This window comes from Metalysinibacillus jejuensis, assembly GCF_003057615.1.
In the GTDB taxonomy this organism is placed as follows: domain Bacteria; phylum Bacillota; class Bacilli; order Bacillales_A; family Planococcaceae; genus Metalysinibacillus; species Metalysinibacillus jejuensis.
In genome coordinates, this window is sequence record NZ_QAFW01000009.1 from 24,316 (window position 1) to 44,024 (window position 19,709).

17 protein-coding genes are annotated in these 19,709 nt (G+C 39.0%); 10 read left to right on the forward strand and 7 right to left on the reverse strand.

The window, feature by feature from the left end:
• Positions 1-202 precede the first annotated feature (202 nt).
• Genes DDE80_RS04755 through DDE80_RS04765 form a run of 3 tightly spaced genes read right to left on the reverse strand, consistent with a single transcriptional unit; the run spans position 203 to position 3,382 of the window.
• A complete protein-coding gene (locus DDE80_RS04755) occupies positions 203-1,420 on the reverse strand; it encodes an ABC transporter permease (protein ID WP_108306530.1) in 1,218 nt (405 codons plus the stop codon).
• Positions 1,417-2,094 carry an ABC transporter ATP-binding protein gene (locus DDE80_RS04760; RefSeq protein ID WP_108306531.1) on the reverse strand — a complete coding sequence of 226 codons (678 nt, stop codon included), beginning with the start codon at positions 2,092-2,094 and terminating at the stop codon, positions 1,417-1,419. The genes DDE80_RS04755 and DDE80_RS04760 overlap by 4 nt, the downstream gene beginning before the upstream one ends.
• Positions 2,081-3,382 carry an efflux RND transporter periplasmic adaptor subunit gene (locus tag DDE80_RS04765; RefSeq protein WP_108306532.1) on the reverse strand — a complete coding sequence of 434 codons (1,302 nt, stop codon included), beginning with the start codon at positions 3,380-3,382 and terminating at the stop codon, positions 2,081-2,083. The genes DDE80_RS04760 and DDE80_RS04765 overlap by 14 nt, the downstream gene beginning before the upstream one ends.
• Positions 3,383-3,570: 188 nt before the next feature.
• Here DDE80_RS04765 and DDE80_RS04770 point away from each other — a divergent pair, with 188 nt between their 5' ends.
• On the forward strand, positions 3,571-5,319 hold the full coding sequence (locus tag DDE80_RS04770) for a protoglobin domain-containing protein (RefSeq protein ID WP_108306533.1): 1,749 nt from the start codon (positions 3,571-3,573) through the stop codon (positions 5,317-5,319).
• An 82-nt stretch (positions 5,320-5,401) separates the two neighbouring features.
• On the opposite strand, the gene DDE80_RS04775 is transcribed toward DDE80_RS04770, so the two are convergent.
• Entirely contained in the window at positions 5,402-5,974 is a 573-nt protein-coding gene (locus tag DDE80_RS04775; RefSeq protein ID WP_108306534.1) for a metallophosphoesterase family protein, read from the reverse strand.
• A gap of 162 nt (positions 5,975-6,136) precedes the next feature.
• On the opposite strand from DDE80_RS04775, the gene asnB reads away from it, so the two are divergent.
• From asnB to DDE80_RS04815, 8 genes are all read left to right on the forward strand, one after another.
• The gene (asnB, locus tag DDE80_RS04780) at positions 6,137-7,966 is read left to right on the forward strand and encodes an asparagine synthase (glutamine-hydrolyzing) (RefSeq protein WP_108306535.1); all 1,830 of its coding nucleotides are present in this window, start codon (positions 6,137-6,139) and stop codon (positions 7,964-7,966) included.
• Positions 7,967-8,039: 73 nt separating this feature from the next.
• On the forward strand, positions 8,040-9,224 hold the full coding sequence (locus DDE80_RS04785) for a carboxylate--amine ligase (protein ID WP_108306577.1): 1,185 nt from the start codon (positions 8,040-8,042) through the stop codon (positions 9,222-9,224).
• Complete coding sequence (gene cuyB, locus DDE80_RS04790; protein ID WP_108306536.1) at positions 9,225-9,929, forward strand: cysteate racemase; 705 nt, start codon at positions 9,225-9,227, stop codon at positions 9,927-9,929. It begins immediately after the preceding gene.
• A gap of 84 nt (positions 9,930-10,013) precedes the next feature.
• A complete protein-coding gene (locus DDE80_RS04795; protein WP_108306537.1) occupies positions 10,014-11,162 on the forward strand; it encodes a DEAD/DEAH box helicase in 1,149 nt (382 codons plus the stop codon).
• 1 nt (position 11,163) lies between these two features.
• On the forward strand, positions 11,164-12,393 hold the full coding sequence (locus tag DDE80_RS04800; protein ID WP_108306538.1) for an aminopeptidase: 1,230 nt from the start codon (positions 11,164-11,166) through the stop codon (positions 12,391-12,393).
• A 14-nt stretch (positions 12,394-12,407) separates the two neighbouring features.
• Positions 12,408-13,265 carry an SGNH/GDSL hydrolase family protein gene (locus tag DDE80_RS04805; protein WP_108306539.1) on the forward strand — a complete coding sequence of 286 codons (858 nt, stop codon included), beginning with the start codon at positions 12,408-12,410 and terminating at the stop codon, positions 13,263-13,265.
• Between the two features lie 106 nt (positions 13,266-13,371).
• The gene (locus tag DDE80_RS04810) at positions 13,372-14,523 is read left to right on the forward strand and encodes an exonuclease SbcCD subunit D (protein ID WP_108306540.1); all 1,152 of its coding nucleotides are present in this window, start codon (positions 13,372-13,374) and stop codon (positions 14,521-14,523) included.
• Positions 14,520-17,576 (forward strand): AAA family ATPase, encoded by a 3,057-nt coding sequence (locus DDE80_RS04815; RefSeq protein ID WP_108306541.1) that lies wholly within the window; start codon positions 14,520-14,522, stop codon positions 17,574-17,576. Before DDE80_RS04810 ends, DDE80_RS04815 begins: the two co-directional genes overlap by 4 nt.
• On the opposite strand, the gene DDE80_RS15270 is transcribed toward DDE80_RS04815, so the two are convergent.
• Together DDE80_RS15270 and DDE80_RS04820 are read right to left on the reverse strand one after the other, a co-directional pair.
• Positions 17,573-17,722: a hypothetical protein gene (locus tag DDE80_RS15270; protein ID WP_201261493.1), complete on the reverse strand. Its 150-nt coding sequence runs from the start codon at positions 17,720-17,722 to the stop codon at positions 17,573-17,575. The genes DDE80_RS04815 and DDE80_RS15270 overlap by 4 nt on opposite strands.
• A 43-nt stretch (positions 17,723-17,765) precedes the next feature.
• The gene (locus DDE80_RS04820) at positions 17,766-18,095 is read right to left on the reverse strand and encodes a magnetosome magnetite crystal formation protein family (protein WP_108306542.1); all 330 of its coding nucleotides are present in this window, start codon (positions 18,093-18,095) and stop codon (positions 17,766-17,768) included.
• A 137-nt stretch (positions 18,096-18,232) separates the two neighbouring features.
• On the opposite strand from DDE80_RS04820, the gene map reads away from it, so the two are divergent.
• A complete protein-coding gene (gene map, locus DDE80_RS04825) occupies positions 18,233-18,982 on the forward strand; it encodes a type I methionyl aminopeptidase (RefSeq protein WP_108306543.1) in 750 nt (249 codons plus the stop codon).
• Positions 18,983-19,002: 20 nt separating this feature from the next.
• Here map and DDE80_RS04830 read toward each other — a convergent pair whose 3' ends face one another.
• On the reverse strand, positions 19,003-19,707 hold the full coding sequence (locus DDE80_RS04830; RefSeq protein ID WP_153060871.1) for a hypothetical protein: 705 nt from the start codon (positions 19,705-19,707) through the stop codon (positions 19,003-19,005).
• Positions 19,708-19,709: the final 2 nt, after the last annotated feature.

Here is a 19,709-nt window from a genome sequence, read left to right on the forward strand (position 1 = left end):
AAGCTTAAAGCAGTAAAAAGTAGTTTTTATCATATAAAAAGGTGTTTGGCATTGTTAGTCATTAGTCCTAGTGCCGAAGTTGGGAAGATGAGGAAGTTTGAAAAATGTATTGCACAATAAGAAAAGGGAATAATAGGATGAATAAATATACTAATTAAGGTAATAAAAAAACTACTTGCTAAGAGCAAGTAGCTATTGTGATTTATTCATAACGTAACGCTTCGATAGGGCTAAGTTTAGAGGCTTTATTTGCAGGTAGAATGCCGAAGACAATCCCGATTAAAGATGAGAAAGCTACACCTATTAAAATAACGATAGGATTCATCACCGCAGCAAATGGTAGGAATTGTGAAGCAATCATTGTGACGATTGTCGCAAAAGCAATACCAATCAACCCACCTAACGAGGTTAGTGTTACAGATTCAATTAAAAATTGGAGCAAAATTTGTCCACGTGTTGCCCCTAATGCTTTACGTAAACCGATCTCTCGTGTACGTTCAGTGACAGATACTAACATAATATTCATAACGCCAATACCACCTACAAGTAAGGAAATACCTGCAATGCTACTAATAAATAACGTAATAGTAGAGTAAAATTTATCAAATTCCTCAAGGAACTCTGTCATGTCATTCGCTTGATAATAGCCATCTTCACTGCCTACGATTGCTGTTAATTTCTCTGCAGCAGCATTACCTGTCTCGCCTAATGTTTCGGGATTATCTGCAATTACTTCGATATCTTCAATTTCACGGCTCCCAAACATAAGGGAAATTAATGTGCGCGGCATCAACATTTCACCGCTTGAAAAACCGTCAAATTGGAGGAACTCCTCAGGCAGAGTGGATTTATAAACCCCTACAATTTTATAAGGGTTGTCATCAATTTCAACGATAGCACCGATTACATCTTCATCTGCTTTAAATAATTTTTCGCGCGTTACGGAGTCAATCATAGCTACGCGTGAGTAACTATCATTATCTCGCGTATTTAAGCGACGACCTTCTAGTAGTTGAATGTCCTTAGCGATAAAGTATTGATTATCAATACCTTTAATTTGCATTTCAGCTGTTTTGTCATTATTAACTAAGTTACCCCAGCCGCTATTTGTCCCAATTACTGTTTTAACTCCTGAGATTTCTTTTAGTTGTAGCAATTGCTCAGACGTTACTTCAGGCGGTTCAATCCATTCCATCTCACCTGTTTCATCAAACGAGGTTTGTTCGAAGTGCAAGGAGATGGCATTGTCATCTGCATTAAACATATCATCGGTTAATTGTTTTTTTGCGCCTTCGCCAATGGCTACGACGATAATAACAGCGCCTACACCGATAATAATGCCGAGCATCGTTAAAATAGAGCGTACTTTATGGTTCCAAATGGAGGATAAAGCGAGTATGAAACTTTCCCAAATATTCACTTCATCACCTTCTTGTCTTCTACAATAAGTCCGTCTCGTAGCACGATAATACGATCGGTATAAGCGGCAATTTCTTCTTCGTGTGTAACGATAATAACGGTCTTACCTTCTTGATTTAATGCGGTTAGCAGTTCCATAATTTGCACACCCGTTTTAGAGTCAAGTGCACCTGTAGGCTCATCCGCTAAAATAATAGAAGGATTGTTGACAAGCGCACGTGCGATTGCGACACGTTGTTTTTGTCCGCCAGATAGCTCGCTCGGTAAATGTCCCATACGCTCAGCTAAACCGACTTTATCGAGTAATTCTTTTGCACGCTCAGCGCGTTCCTTCTTAGAAACACCTGCATAAATTAACGGTGTTTCTACATTTTTTTGCGCATTGAGACGAGGTAATAAAAAGAATTGCTGGAAAACAAATCCGATATGTTCATTACGTAGTTTAGCTAAATCCTTTTCCTTAGCACTTCCGACATCATTACCATGTAAAAAGTATGTGCCCTCTGTTTGTTTATCGAGAAAACCTATAATGTTCATTAAAGTTGATTTACCAGAGCCAGAAGGCCCCATAATCGCTACAAACTCACCGTCTGTAATAGTTAAGTCAATACCATGAAGTACGGGGACTCGTAATTCACCAGAGCCGTATACTTTTGTAATATTAGTTAGCTTCATCTTTGGTTGCCTCCTCTGTTGGTACTTCTTGAGGCTCCATTTCTTCAGTTGGCTCAGTCATATCTTCTTCTAACATTTCGTCGTCCATCATATCGTCTGCGGGCATTAAGTCTTTTTCTTTAACTTCTTTTCCAACTTCTAACCCTTTTTGCGCAACGATATAAGGATTAACGACAACACGTTCGCCCTCTTCTAAACCTTCCAAAATACCAGCGAACTCATCGCTTGAGTCACCTAAAACAATTGCGCGTTTTTCTAAAATATTGTCTGACGTTAAGACGTAGACAAACTCTTCACCTGTTTCATCAATATCAATTGCTAAATGAGGGATTGCGAGCTGTTTACTTTGTGCTAGATCAGATACATTAATTTCAAGCGATACATGGAAACCTTGACGAAGCTCAGAAGTATCATCTGTGATAGCTACTTTAAACGGATACATCGTAACGTTGCCCCCGCCCATTTCGTCGCCACCTTCACCACCAGGGAAGTGAGACACTGACTCAATTACACCGTTCCATGTACGGTCTTTAAACACTTTAGGGCGAATAATTACAGGTTGATCTTTTTTAATTTTTACCGTATCAAACTCACTCATAGAGCCGATAACTTTAAATGGCCCACTCGAAATGATATGTACGATAGGTTCACTACTACCATTTTCACTCGGCTCTACATTTTTATTAATTTTAACGATGATGCCATCGATTTTACTTTTAACGACCATTTTTTCTTTAGTGGCAGCTAAATCGTTGATTGTTTCTTGAAGAGACGAAACTTCACCTTTAATATTTTCTATGTCCATTTCAAGCGATACGATATCTTTAGCAGCAGCATTCAGCTCTTCTTTAGACAGCTCAGGATTTTTTTTCATATCGGTTAGCTGCTTACGAGCCGCTGCTAATTCGTTAATTGTAATATTTAAGCGATTATTCGTTAAATCGCGTGCGCGTACAGCTTTGCTATATTCATTCGACACTTTTGTAGTGTCATAAGCAAATAAAGGGGCACCCGCTTTAATTTGTTGGTTTTCTTTAACGAAAAACTCTTTAATTTCTCCGCTCTCACCTTCAGCAAATACTTTTTGTTCATCTGTCGGAATGATTTTACCTGTGACTAAAATTGTTTCGCCTAACTCTTGCATGGCAACAGGTTCAGTCATTAAAGGTTCATCAAAAGCTTCCATATCGCCTTCAGTAGCTGTAAATTTCATAATTGCAAAAACAACGGCTACAACGAGTGCGATACTAATTACGCTAATTACTACTATCTTTTTCTTTTTATTCATTACTTACCTCCATCATTTGTAGTGCATAAAAATGCCTCTACTTTAATACGAAATGAAACGTATTATGTTTCATAAATCAATAGACGTATAATTTATGGAAAAAGTTGAGTACCATAACAAAAACCATAGTATACTACTAGTAAGAAATGAAATTAATTGAAAAATGAACGTCTTTGGAGTGACTAACCTTGTTATTTAAAAAGAAAAAAATTGATTTATATGCTTATTTTAATAAAAGTACAGATTCAGATATTGCTACTAATGAACGCTTTCAAGAAAAGCTCGATTTTTTAGCATTTTCTCGTATTCGCCGTGAGTCGGTAATGTTTTTAAAAGATTTATATGCCGAAAACCGCGTAGCAATTTTGGATAACTTTTACGACCGCTTATTAGAAATTCCTGATTTTGCGAAGGTCATTAAAGATAACACGACAGTCGAGCGGCTAAAGAAAACATTTGACGCCCATTTCGTTAGTTTATTTGAAGATGAACTTGACTTGAATTATGTGTTTAAACGTAGAAGAATCGCCTATACTCATGCGCGTCTAGGGGTCTTACCGAACTGGATGATTTCAGCATATACATTAGTAAATCAGCTAATTATACCTTTAATCGTAGATCGTTTTGCTAAGGACCCACAAAATATGCTAGACGTTTTGCTTGCGTATGATAGCTTAGTGACAATTGACGAACAAATTATTGTGGAAACGTATATTGAAATTCAGGCAGGTTCAGTCGTTAATGGTCTAGGTGAAATCATTATGTACAATACCCAACTCGACCAAATAAAAGAGCTAATGGCATTTCAAGACGGCCAAGAGCAAGACATTTTAGCTGCCAATGACTCGATGCAACAGTTAGATGAAAGTATTGAGGAAGTTACAGGCACAATTGGTAACATCGCATTGACGACGCGTGAAACGCTTGGCGCGCTTAATAAAGATTTAGCATCTTTAGAGCATGTTACTAGCATTTTGCACACAACAGATGAAGGTCAACAAACGATGCAACAGCATACTTCACAACTTGTGGAACGAGTGACGAGTGTGACGTCACTTATGGAGTTAATTAAAGGCATTGCGGATCAAACTAATCTATTAGCTCTTAATGCATCGATTGAGGCAGCGCGTGCTGGTGAAGCTGGTAAAGGCTTTGCTGTAGTAGCAGAGGAAGTGCGTAAATTGGCAGATGATACGAAGACATCTGTGCAATCGATTCAGGAAGATATTAGTGAACTATTAGCAATTACAAATCATATTGATTCATTAACGCGTCAATTTGCGACTGACTTACATGAAGGGGTAGTTGAGACATCTCGTATTTCAGCTACACTGTCTGAAGTAAATACGAGCTTGCAACATCAAGGAGATCGCTTTGATGAAATTGCACGGACGACACAAGCGCAAAATGAAGCGGCTACAGCGATTACAGCACGTAACGCAAACATTAAAGAAACGATGGAGCAAAGCCGTAATATTGTCTTTACTACCGGTGCAACGATTTATAAGTTGAGTCAAATGATTGATGAGTATCGTTCTTCTACGATTTCAAAAAACTTTATTATTAGCCATGAAGATGTTATCTCATTAGCCATCACGGACCATTTATTATGGCGTTGGCGCATTTATAACTTGTTGCTAGGTTTCGATGAAATGACCCTTGAAGAAGTTGGTACAGCGAAAGAATCACGCCTTGGTACGTGGTACTATGGCAAAGGACAAGAGACGCTTGGGGATAAGCAAGTGTTTAAAGATTTAGAGCGCCCATACTTACGAATGCAAGAGCTCGCACGTTTAGCTGTGAAATCTTATAATGATGGCAATAAGGCGAAAGCAGAGGAAGTGTTAGTAGACTTAACCGAAGTATCACATGAAGTAGTAGATAAATTACAACAATTGCGTGCATTAATTGTGCAAGATAAAACAAAGTTTAATTAATAATAAAACCGAATGGAGGCGTGAAGTTACTGCACCATTCGGTTTATCAATTTGCCTTGTCTTCCGATACTGATAGTAGCGCTTAGGCTTTCATAAATTGTACATAATGTTTTTCACTATCATACAAGCACCATTCACGATGAAATACTACAGCGCCCACGTTAATCATTAACTGTTTATTAGTAACGTCTAAGCGTGCATTCGGTGGCATCGGCATGCGTTTATTTCCTACATAGTATGCTGCACGATGGCTATGACCAAAAAAGACGAGTGGTGTTGAAAACGATGGAAATGTAGGTTGCCAGTGCTCATCCCATGCAAATTGATGCCCATGAATAAGCGTAGCGTTTTCAATTGTTAAAGTAGCTGGCCATCGTTGAAAGTGTCGATTTCCAGTAACTTTTGCAATGCGTTCTTCCTGATTTCCGATGACAGAAGGAAACGTTAGGAGCGCCTCAAAGGACGAGCTGACGTGTACAGCTTTTTGTAGAGCGATCGTTTGTTTTTTAGCCGCTTTCTTTTTGCTAACGAGGCATTCATACAAATCGCCGAGGGCAACGACTTTTGCATCCGGAAAAAGGGTAGTAATTTGTGTAAGAACAGCGTAAGTATCTGCTTCATTACTATGCAAATCACTAATAATAGCGTAGCGCATAAATTTCTCCTTTACTTACAATGTTGTTATTTGATATGTAAAATGCATACATGCTATTCTGTAGAAAGCGAATAAAGCCGAATAGGTGTATTAATCGTGATTATATCGTTAGTCGGGTATAGTAATAAAGTAAAAGGGTAAAATCGAGAGGAGTTTTGTACGGTGAGTGGATTTACAGGATTTATAGGGAAAAATAACGATAGTGAGAAGATTGTACAAGACATGTTAACAAAAATTAAGCACCGTGGTCCTGATGAACAAGGTACGTTTATTACAGAGGACATCGCTTTAGGTTTTTGTAGCACACATCTTGTCAATGACGAAAAAGGTCATCAATCTTTTACAAGTGACGATGGTATGAAAGAGATTATTTTTATCGGTGAAATTTATAATCAGAACGAATTACGTGCTTCGTTAGAGCAAGAAGGCGTAAAATGCGCGACAAAAGCCACAAGTGAAGTTGTGTTAAAAGCCTATGAACAGTGGGGAGCAGACGTAGTTAAAAAATTACGCGGTGCTTTCGTTATTTTAATTTGGCATAAAGATACTAAAACGATGTTTGCAGCACGCGATATGTTCGGTGTTCAACCATTTTATTATAGCCAAGTAGGCGACACGCTTCTATTATCTTCAGAAATTAAAAGCTTCTTAGCATATCCACATTTTAAAAAGGAATTGAACGAACAAGCATTAAAGCCATATTTAACTTTCCAATTTCCTGTTTTACAAGAGACATTCTTCAAAAATGTCTTTAAATTTCCTGCAGCACATTATGCGTTTATTAAAGATAATACAATCGAAACAACACGCTACTGGTCTGTGAAATTTGAGCCTGTTGATTTACCTTTAGAACATTTTGTAAGTGAAATTGATGAGACAGTACGTGAATCAGTAGCTGCACATAGTAAAGCAGATGTACCGATTGGTTCCTTCTTATCAAGTGGGGTAGACTCAAGCTATGTAGTGGCTGTAGCGAAGCCAGAGAAAACATTTACTGTAGGGTTTGACAGCAAAATCTTCTCTGAAATTGAAAGTGCCGAAGCTTTATCGCAAGAAGTAGGTGTGGAGCATGTGAGCACGATTATGGACGGTCAAACGTGCATTGATGCGTTAGGTGATATTCAATACATGATGGATGAGCCTCACTCTAACCCTTCGATTGTGCCGTTATACTTTTTAGCTAAATTAGCAAAAGAGCATGTGAAGGTCGTATACTCAGGAGAAGGAGCCGATGAGTTTTTCGGTGGTTATGCTGAGTATAATGATTCAAATGTGATGCGCAAATACAAAAAAGTACCGAAAGCACTGCGCGGTTTAGCGGCAAATGTCGCAAAGAAAATGCCGGCGGGAGCTAAAGGTAAGAGCTTTTTAATGCGTGGCGGTTTACCTGTTGAACAAACTTTCCATGGACAAGCTCATATTTTTGATGAGGAAGAAGCAGCGGATATTTTACGACCAAAATTCCAAAATGCGCCTTCTGTACGAGATATTACAAAGCCTATCTATGATACGCTAAAAGGCGAAGATGATACGACAAAAAAACAAGTGCTTGATTTCCATTTATGGATGGTGGATGATATTTTATTAAAAGCAGATAAAATGACGATGGCACATGGTTTAGAAGTGCGTACACCATTGCTAGATGGCGAATTATTAAAGGTAGCAGAACGCTTACCCCTTAACTATCGTGTTAATGAAATCGATACGAAATATGCTTTCCGTGAAGCGTCACGCAATGCGCTACCAGAAGAGTGGGTAAAGCGTAAAAAGTTAGGGTTCCCGGTGCCAATCCGCGTTTGGTTACAGGAGGAAGCTTTCTTTACCACTGTTAAAAAAGCATTTGAAAGCGAATATGCGGCGCAATTTTTTGATCAAAATAAAATTATGAAGTTACTTGTTGACCATTATAAAGGTGTGGCGCAAAACCAACGTAAGATTTGGTCTGTGTATATGTTCCTTGTATGGTACGAACAATATTTTTTAAAAAACTAACAGAGATTCATTATGTTGAAAGGTAGTGGAGGAAAAAGTGTACGATTTTTTACCCGTTTTATTAGGCTCTGATATGAATGCCTACGGTATGGCACGAGCTTTTTATGAGGAGTATGGTATCAAGCCATTAGTGCTAGGTCGCTCACAATTATCAGCAACTGAGCATAGCTCAATTTTACATTTTACAGAAGTCGAAAACTTGAATGAACAAGCTGTGTTTTTAGCCGCATTACGACAGGTGGCGAAAGTTTATGGTCAAGACAAACGCTTATTATTATTAGCATGTGGCGATGACTATGCTAAGTTAATCATTAAAAATAAACCCGTACTACAGCAATACTTTACGGTGCCATATATTGATGAGTCATTGATGGATCGTATCTTATTAAAAGAAAACTTTTATAAAATGTGTGAAACGTATAACTTTGCTTATCCTAAAACTACCCTATGTACGTATGATGATTATGAAACATTTGAAGTACCATTTCAGTACCCTATCATCATTAAAGCATCTAACTCTGTTGCTTATTGGGCATGCTCATTTCCAGGCAAAAAGAAAGTGTTCGTAGCGCATGATGAAGCAGAGAAACAAGCGATTTTGCAAGCGATTTATGCGTCAACATATAAAGATACGCTAGTCATACAAGAGTTTATCCCTGGCGATGACTCTTATATGCGCGTATTAAACGCCTACGTTAATAAAGATGGAAAAGTAAAGTTGATGTGTTTAGGCAATCCAATATTAGAAGAACATTCACCAGAAGGTATTGGGAGCTACGCTGCAATTATTACGACGTATGATAAAGAGCTAATGGATAAAATTAAGTTTTTCCTTGAGGATATTGGTTATACAGGTTTTGCAAATTTTGATATGAAGTATGATGAGCGTGATGGCCAGTACAAGCTATTTGAAATTAACTTGCGTAACGGACGTTCAAGTTACTATGTAACAGCTAGTGGTCATAACTTAATGAAATATGTAGCAGATGACCATATGTTAAATAAGCCACAAGACGTCGTTTATGTGCAAGACGAACATTTATGGACGGTCATTCCACATGGTGTGCTATTTAAATATGCGGATAATCAACAGATGATTAACAAGGCTAAGCAATTAATTAAAGCGGGAAAAGTAACAAACTCGTTATTTTATAAAAAGGATTTAAACCCAAAACGCTGGGTTAAATTACAGTTGCATACGTTAAATCATTATCGTAAATATAAAAAATACTTTAATAAAAAAGGTTTGTCAGAATAAATGAAGAAGGTTGGTATTATCGGTGGTGTCGGACCATTAGCGACGATGTTTTTAGGAGAAATGATCGTTCGTCTAACCGATGCACAAACCGATCAACAACATATCCATACAATCATTAATAATGATACGACAATTCCAGATCGCACAGCCTATGTGCTAGACAATACAGCACCTAACCCTATACCTTATTTACAGCGAGCGGCACAAGTGTTAACAGTAGCAGGTGCTGACTTGTTGTTATTGCCGTGTAATACAGCGCATACTTTTTATCAAGCGATTACAGAAGCTATTGATATTCCGCTTGTGCATATGATTAATGAGACAGTCGCGTATGCACAAGCCAAACAGGCGAAGCGCGTTGGCATACTTGCAACAGACGGCACAATAGCTGCTGGTGTGTACCAGCAAGCATTAGTCGCGCAAGGTATGGAGGCAATTGTGCCGCCTGCTACCGTACAAAAGCAAGTGATGGCAATGATTTATCATAAAGTAAAAGCAGGGCAATCTGTTACGAGTGAAGAATGGCAGCCGATTGAAACAGCAATGGTAGCATTAGGATGCGATGCCCTTATTTTAGGGTGTACGGAGTTATCTATTATTAATCGTGATTTGCAACTTGGATCATGCTATATTGACTCACTGGTTGTATTAGCGCAACGTGCAATTCAGCTAAGTGGTTATCAAAGTAAAAAAGAAATGTACTGAGTAACAGCAGTGCATTTCTTTTTTTACAATCGCTTAATCAAACAATGGTATAATAAATTATTATAATTTAAGGTGGGGCAAACCATGTCAGTAATTGATTTGTTAAAAGAAGACTTACAACAGAAGTGGATGTTTGATCGTCCAATGAAAATACAAGAAGAAATGATTCCAGCGATGATTGAAGGCAAAGATATCGTTGCAGAATCACCAACGGGCTCAGGTAAAACCCTTGCTTACGTATTGCCAATTTTACATAAAGTTGACGGCAATCGTAAAGCTACACAAGCATTAATTGTAGCACCTTCACAAGAGCTAGGTATGCAAATTGTAGAAGTAATTCGCACGTGGATTGCAGGTACAGATATTACGGTACAGCAATTAATTGGTGGTGCTAACATGGCACGTCAAGTTGAGAAATTAAAAAAGAAACCTACAATTGTCGTAGGTACGCCTGGTCGATTAAACGAGCTTGTTCGTTCAGGGAAGTTAAAATTAAAAGATATTGACACTGTAGTACTAGATGAATGTGATCAGCTATTAAGTCGTGATTACCGTGTAGTAGTAAAATCGTTTATTGATGGAGCAAAATTTGGCCGTCAAGTTATCGTTGTGTCTGCAACAATTACAGAAGAAATTGAGCTTGTAGCAACACGTATGATGTTTGAGCCAGTGCGTATTTTTATTAAGCCTGAAGATATGGTTCATACGAGTAAAGTAGCGCATACTTTCGTAAAAGTAGATGAGCGTGAAAAAACAGAGTTTTTACGTCGTTTAGCTCATACAGAAGGTATTCATGCGTTAGCTTTTGTTAATAATATTGATCAAGTATTAATGAAAGAAACAAAGCTATCTTACCGCAATGCACCAATTGTAACATTACATTCTGATATGAAAAAAGAAGAGCGGAAAAAAGCACTTGATAGCTTCCGAAAAGGAGAAGCTAGCATTCTAATCGCGACGGATATTGCGGCACGTGGTTTAGATATTGAAGGTTTAACACATGTTATTCATGTCGATGTACCACGCACGATTGAACAGTATTTGCATCGCTCGGGACGTACAGGTCGTGCAGGTAAGGATGGTAAAGTAATTACATTGCTGTCGTACCGTGAAGAGCGTGACTTCCGTCGTTTAACGAAACAAATTCCACAAAAACCGGTACAGCAAGTATGGCATAATGGTGGATTAATTGATGGCAACGCTACCACAATTGCAAAGAAGGGGCGAAAATAATATGACATTTGAAGAAAAGTTAGCGCAGTATGCGGAGTTAGCGGTTAAGGTTGGCGTTAACATTCAAAAAGGGCAGTACTTACTCATTAATACGAGCGTTGAAGCGCTTGATTTTGCACGCATTGTAGTCGAGAAAGCTTATGAAGCAGGGGCAGGGCGCGTACATGTACAACTAACGGACGATGTAGTGGTCCGTGCATTTTATGAACATGCAAGTGAAGAAGAAATTTCACAGTATCCTAAATGGGCAGCGTTACAGCGTGATGAACTTATCGAAAAACAAGGCGCCTTGTTATGGATAGATGCGGATAATCCAGATTTATTAACGGGTATTCCAGTAGAGCGTCTAACAGCGCAACAAAAAGCGAGTGGTAAAGCATTAGCCAACTACCGAGCAGCTGCTATGAAGGATGAGATTGCATGGTCAATTGTAGCTGTGCCTTCCTTACCTTGGGCAACGAAAATTTTCCCTGATTTGCCAGAACAACAGCGTGTAGCGGCTTTGTGGGAAGCGATTTTTGCAACAGTGCGCATCGGTGAAGGTGATGCAGTTGAAAAATGGCGTCAACATATTACAGGTCTTGAAGCGAGAGCTACTAAATTAAATGAAAAACACTATACAAAGTTGCACTATAAAGCACCGGGTACAAATTTAACGATTGAGTTAGCGCCGGAGCATTTATGGTTAGCGGCAAGTAGTAAGACGCCGCAAAATGTAACATTTGTGGCAAATATGCCAACAGAAGAAGTGTATACATTACCAAAGAAAACAGGTGTCAATGGCTATGTTAGCAATACGAAGCCACTCGTTTACCAAGGCAATATCATTGATGATTTTACATTGACATTTGAACAAGGTGAAATTGTAAAGGCCGAAGCGGGTGTTGGCAATGCTTTATTGCAACAGTTAATGAGCGTAGATGAAGGTTCGCGCTATTTAGGTGAAGTTGCTTTAGTGCCACATGAATCACCGATTTCAGCTTCAAATATTTTATTTTACAACACGTTATTTGATGAAAATGCCTCTAACCATTTAGCGATTGGTGAAGCCTACCCTACTTGTTTAGCTGGAGGTCGTGAGATGTCAGAACAACAACTCCAGGCAGTAGGTGCAAACGTATCCATCACACATGAGGACTTTATGGTGGGCAGTGCAAATATGGACATTGATGGTGTTTTAGCAGACGGAACGACAGAACCTATTTTCCGTAAAGGTAGCTGGGCGTTCTAAAAGGTGGGACGGTAATGAAGCGTATACTTTGTAGTATGCTGGCATTTTGGCTAGTAGCTATACCTGCTAATGCTAGTGAAAATTATATTGCGATTGGCGACTCTTTAGCAGCAGGTCAAACACCGTATCAAGAAATTGATTATGGCTATGCAGGACTCATTGCCAATCAGCTGAGCATTGCTGGACAACTATCATTTTTTTCGAAAGAGCTAGCTTTTCCTGGCTTCACGACAACCGATGTCATTGAGCGAATACAGGAGCCAGTTGCGCAGCCTTTATTAGAGCAGGCTACGCTTATTACAATATCAGCGGGAGCCAATGATGTCTTACCACTCGTGGCAAGAGATGTAGCGGCTGGTATGATTAGCTATAATCAAATAAGCGCTGATTTTGCACTGAATCGTGTACGCAAACAGATGATTGTTTTACTCGATGAGCTAAAAGCGCGTGCTCCGCAAGCTAAAGTGTATGTGATGGGGTATTATTTTGCTTACCCTTATGTACACGCTAATCAAAAACAGGGAGCTGCTGAGCAAATTAGTAAGTTGAACGCGATTCTCGAACAACAAGCACATCAAGCTGGTGCTATTTTTGTGCCACTTTACGATGACTTTGGTTTAGACGCAACAACTTATTTGCCCAACCCTAGCGACATTCATCCCAATTTAGAAGGATACCGCGTAATGGCGAATGCCTTTTTGCGCACCTACACAGGCGGTCAAATGAGTATAATGCATATGCCACGTGCTAATCCGCTTAGTTTTGAAGAGATTATTGCTAATCAACAAACGATAGAGCAGGACGTAGCAACAGCGCGTGTAGCATTAGCAACTGTCGTTACATTATTTGAAGGTTATGATAAATTTTTATAAAAGTTACTGCTACAATCATTTGGCTAAAGCATTCGATTGTAGCAGTATTTTTTTGTAATTTGTGCTACAATATAGGAACACACGTTTTCTTTTGGAGGTTTTAATGATGAAAATTGTTCACACAGCCGATTGGCATTTAGGAAAAATTGTACAAGGTGTTTATATGACGGAAGATCAGCGCTATATTTTACAACAGTTTATCGCACATATGCGTAGCGAACGACCTGACGTTATTATTATTGCAGGTGATTTATATGATCGTGCGCTTCCACCAGTAGAAGCTATACAATTATTAAACGAAACATTGCGTATTCTAATTAATGACTTAGAAATTCCCGTGATTTGTGTAGCGGGTAACCATGATAGTCCGAGTCGTTTAGCTTTCGGCAGTGAGTTGTTAGCAAAAAGCGGCTATTACATCGCAGGTGAATACCAAAAAGATGTAATGCGCGTTATATTACCTGATGCGTTTGGCGAAGTGCATTTTCATTTAGTGCCTTTTGCAGAGCCGAGCATTGTACGTCTTGCACATAAAGACGATACGATTACAACACATCAAGACGCTATGCAAAAAACGATTGATACAATTACAGCAACTATGGATGAACGAGCGCGCCATGTATTTGTTGGCCATGCTTTTGTTACGAAAAATGGCGCAAGTGATGAAGAAAACACGAGTGATTCGGAGCGTCCTTTAACTGTAGGTGGCGTAGCTTATGTTGATGCAGCACTATTTGAACCATTTCACTACACTGCGCTAGGTCATTTACATAAGGCGCATAAAGTTGGCAATGATACGGTGCGCTATGCAGGCACACCACTCAAATACTCCTTATCAGAACGCCATCATCAAAAAGGCTATTATGTTGTAGAGTTAGATGCACAAGGCGCTGCTAGTGTCACAAAGCGAACGCTCACGCCTCGTTATGATTTGCGTCAAATTGAAGGTACTCTTGAAGAAATATTACAGCATGAGCCGTGCAACGATTATGTTTTTGTACGCTTAACGAATGAATACCCTGTAGCCTCGCCAATGGAGCGCGTGCGTACGGTATATCCGAACGCTATGCACGTTGTACGCGTTGCAGCAACGACTGTGACGAAAAATACAACTACGGCAAAAGTAGAGGAGATGAATGATTTGCAACTCTTTGAAAGTTTCTATCAAGAAGTTTTAGGTAAATTGCCACCTGATGAAACAGCGGATTTATTTTTGCAAGCATTAGATGAGTTAGCGCAAGGAGGGCGACACATATGAAACCACTACATTTAACAATGACAGCCTTTGGCCCTTATAAAAATACCGAAACTATTGATTTTACGAAGTTGCATGAGCAAGGCATTTTTGCAATAGCAGGGGCAACGGGTGCAGGAAAGACGACTATTTTTGATGCGATTAGTTTTGCGCTTTATGATAGTGCGAGTGGCGAAGATCGCAGTGGGAAAAATGATGGTTTACGTAGTGACTTTGCCGAAGATACAAGCTATACAGCCGTAACATTACAATTTGAAATGCATGAACGTGTTTATCAAATTACGCGCCAACTAGGTCATATTAAAAAGGGCAATAAAACAAAAACCGGAGATAAAGTCGAACTCTTTGAGCTTGTTAATCAACAACAAGTGCTGTGTACAGAAAAACAAAATAAAAGCACCATCGACCCTAAAATTGTAGAAATTATCGGTTTGGATGCAGACCAATTTCGACAAATCGTTATGTTACCACAAGGGGAATTTCGTAAATTATTAACTTCTAATTCATTAGATAAAGAAGCAATTTTGCGTAAAATTTTTACGACGGAGCGCTATCAACAAATTGCCCAGCATTTTAATGAACAAAAAAAGCTACTAGACACAAGGTATAAAGAAAGTAAGCAAGAACTTACTTTCTTTATGAAGCAACTACCAGAAACGCTCTATATACGTGAGGATTCGAAGTTAGCGAGTATTGTTAATCAAGAGGAAGTAAATAGTTATCAGCTCAATACAGCATTACAAGAAGAGCTTCTGTACTATCAACAAGCAGTAGGTGAGGTAGAACAAGCCTATCAACATGCAGAGCAAGAGGTAAGCAAGGCAAGAGAGAACTTTGACCGTGTACTTAAACATAATGAAAAGGTTGAATCTTATCAACAAATCGCAGTAGCTTACGATGATATGCGACAACAGAAAGAGCAAATACAACTAAAGCGTGAGAAGTTAGCTATAGCGACAAAAGCGCAACTTATTGAGCCTTATATGGATGCTTTAGATGAAGCAGTAGTAGCAAATGCTCAAGCTGTGCAACAGTTACACGAGGCTGAGGCGAGCTATGAAGAAATAAAAATGCAATATGAACAGCTAATTAAAGCTTTGGCACAAGTTCAAAAAACCTTACCGCAAATTGAGTCGTTACGTACTACACTCAAAGAGGATGAAACACAACATCTACCTCGTCTTAAACAGTTAACGCAATTGACAGCTGAAGAACAAACGCTTACGCTACAGCTCGAAACTGCGCAAGCCGCGTTAGCAACGCAACAACGCATAGACCAAAAATTACAGCAGCAAGTAAATAAACTACAACAAGAAGTTAATGAACTGCAACAACAAATTGATGAAGCGCCTAATTATCAAGTTAAATTAATGCAATTACAACAAGAACAACGTCACCAAACCATTTATACTAATGTGCAAAAAAAACATAAAGCATTTGAAGAAACCCAAGCGCTTTGTCAACAAGCATTACATCGTATACAAACTGAATTTGATAAAGCGGAAGCACAGCGTGAACAACAACGCGCTGCAGAGTTAGCGGCACATTTACATGATGGAGATACTTGCCCCGTTTGCGCAAATCGTGTGAGTGAAGCACAGTTGGCTACATATCCTAAAGATTTTAATCTTCAACACTATGCGCTAATAAAGCAACAGTATCAAGAGGCTAAAGATGAACTAGCTGCAGCTAAGAGTGATGTTGCGCACAGCGCCACAAGATTAGCAGAGTTAGAAATACCAAAGCGGGAATTAGCCGATATTGAAACGGAACAACAGCGACTTGGTCAACAATATGAAGCTCATATGAGCCAGCGTAAAAATCTAGCAGCAATGCGCTCAAATCTTCAACAGTTAACAGAACAAGTAGCATTAAATACTGATCAACTTCAACAAGCGAGAATAGCTTACGATAAAAGTCAGCAAGCTTTGCAGCAAACCCAAATCACAATGACGTTATTACAAAGCAGTGTAGGAGAGCGTAGTGAGCAACAAGTAAACGAAGCAATTGCTACTAACACGAAGCAATTACAAGAGTTAACGACAGCTTATGAGGAAGTAACCGCTCAGTATGAGAAAGTTGCTAAACATTATCAGCAACAAGATATTGCTTTACACGTTGCCAAAGAGCGAGCGGAACAAACGACAAGTCAATTACAAGCAACCGAGAATAAGGCGCTAATAGCACAACAGCAAGCTGGCTTTACTAATACTGCAGCTTACGAACAAGGTAAACTTGCACCCGCAATACAACAACAATTGGCGCAACTTGTTCAAGCATATGATACGGAATTTTATAATCTTACACAGCAACGCGCTGCTTTAGCGAGCTATAAGGACCAAACAATACAGGCGACAGAGCCGTTAGCGCAAGCGATTCAACAAGCTGAACATACTGCGCGTGAGGCGTATAAACAACGGGATGTCGTAGCGCAATATATTGCATTATGTACGAATTTATTGAAACAACTCGACATCTTAATTGAACGGATTGGAGAGTTAGAGCATGAACGCGCTCAAATGGTGCATATTGCGGATGTGTTAATGGGGAAAAACGAATTAAACCTTTCATTTGAGCGCTATGTACAAACGTATTACTTGCAACAGATTATCGAAGCGGCAAATTTACGTTTGCGTGTACTTTCTAATGAACAGTATCAACTAGTACGCACCACAGCGTTGACTGATAAGCGTTCACAAACAGGTTTAGACTTAAGCGTATATGACGCCTATGCTGATACAGAGCGTGATGTAAAAACATTGTCAGGCGGCGAAAAATTTAATGCATCTTTAAGTTTAGCTTTGGGCGTTTCAGATGTGATTCAAAGTTTCAACGGTAACGTAGAAATTCATACGATGTTTATCGATGAAGGTTTCGGTTCGTTAGATGAGGAAGCGCTACGCCGTGCGATAACGACTTTAATAGAGCTGCGTAACACCGGCAGAACAATCGCCGTCATTTCACATGTAGCAGAATTAAAGGAAGAAATGCCAGCTATTTTACATGTCACGAAAAAGAAAGAAGGCTACAGTACAACGACTGTAACCTTCACTTAGTAACCGAATGTTATTTTACTTTTTTTACGGTTGTTTATTACTTTACGTACAATTGGAATAATAATTGGTGCATATGTGATGCCAAGGCGAATAATTTTACCTACCTTTGATTCATTGGCTTGTGCTTTTGTTTGACGTTTACTCATGCCTTTTCACTCCTTTATTAGTATTTAGCCTAAAAATGTATGCTTAAAACTTTAAAACGCGGATACCTTGTACGATATTCCATACAAAAAAGCCAAAGGTTACAGCAAGGTATGCCAACATACCGATGACATAGCCGATGGCAATGCCGGTACCGTTACTGTCGTTAAGATCGGCTAGCCATGAACTCGTTAACAGCAAGAAAACGAGAATGAAACCGAAAACGACAGGCACTAAATGAGATAGTAGGGCACGTTTAGCATGTTGTTTAACGAATTCATCCTTCACGATGAAAAATAAAATAATAGGAAATAAAAATGGTGCAAAAAAGATGCTAAAGTAGCTAAGTGAAGCAAGTACGCGTTCATTGTCCATAAATATCACTCCTCAGTTATATATACGTATGTAAATTAGTAAAAGTTTCATACATATTGCGGAGCGAAACACTTTTCACGAAAATAAACTGTGCTATTATTAAAGGTATCTTATGATAGGAAAGGGACGTTTCAGAAATGATTATTAAAACAGAAGAAGAGTTACAAGCATTTAAAAAAGCTGGACGTATTATGGCCCAAATTCGTGAAGCGATGAAAGCAGCTACTAAACCAGGTGTAACAACAAAAGAGCTAGATGATATTGCTGGTCGTATGTTTGAGGAGTTAGGTGCTGTCTCAGGCCCTAAAGCAGAGTATGACTTCCCAGGTTATACATGCATTAGCGTCAATGAAGAAGTAGCGCACGGTATTCCAGGTAGTCGCGTTATTAAAGAAGGCGATATCGTTAATATTGATGTGTCTGGCTCGTGCGACGGTTATTTTGCAGATACAGGAATTTCTTTTGTAGTCGGGGAAGATGAAAAATTACAAAAATTATGTGATGTTGCAGCATCTGCATTCGAAAGAGCGATGACTAAAGTAAAAGCAGGCTCTAAGCTTAACCAAATTGGTAAAGCGGTTGAGCGTGAGGCTTATGCACATGACTTAACTGTTATTATGAATTTAACAGGGCACGGTTTAGGTCGCTCATTACATGAAGAGCCTAATCATGTGCTTAATTATTATGATGCGTGGGACTCAACCATTATGAAAGAAGGTATGGTGCTAGCGGTTGAACCGTTTATTTCAGAAAAAGCCGAGCACATTGTAGAACTCGGTGATGGCTGGACGTTTGTGACACCTGATAAATCACGTGTGGCACAAATCGAGCATTCCATTGTAGTAACAAAAGGAAAACCGATTATCCTAACACAACTTGAAGATTAATATAAAAACATGGCTCGCTTTTAAGCGGCCATGTTTTTTTGTACATATAAAATCCCAGCAACGAGTACGCCGCTTAAAAATAACGCGCACATCGTAACGAGTAACTCGTCTAAACCGAGACGTAAAGCGATGCCGAGGTAAATAATAATAAACGCTATAGAAAAAGCGCGATCATTATAGTGATAACGTAAACGTAAAGCGAGTGCGGTGCTGAATGTTAACAAAATAATGACCCAAAGTTGTTTGCTTAACCCAAAGCCATGAAAGCTATAAAAAACAACTGTTAGTTCAAACATAAAAATCATCGAGAAAGTCACAGAAGCTAAGTATAGCGATATAGGTAAGCGCGCTAGACGGTCTGCAATAGGGTATGTACGATACAGATAATACAGCGTTATCGTTAACAAAACATTGACGATAAACATATAGCGAATATATTCAAGGTGCCATGTAGCAAATAACGCGATTTGAAGTAGCATACTGCCGCTAAAAAGAACAGCCCTTTTAGCAGTAGGCCCTGTTTTTTTAACTTGTACTAACCAATAGGCGAGCGCTAAATATAAGACGAAAATAAAACCGTATAATAGATGGGTTGGTGATAACAGCACGGGATAGCGCGTGATTGTGTTAAAGGTATCAATCGTTGTGATATGCCAAATATAAAAAACAATAGCTGAGGCTAAAGACCCGATGTAGGTAATTAACATCAACGAAAAATATAGCACAT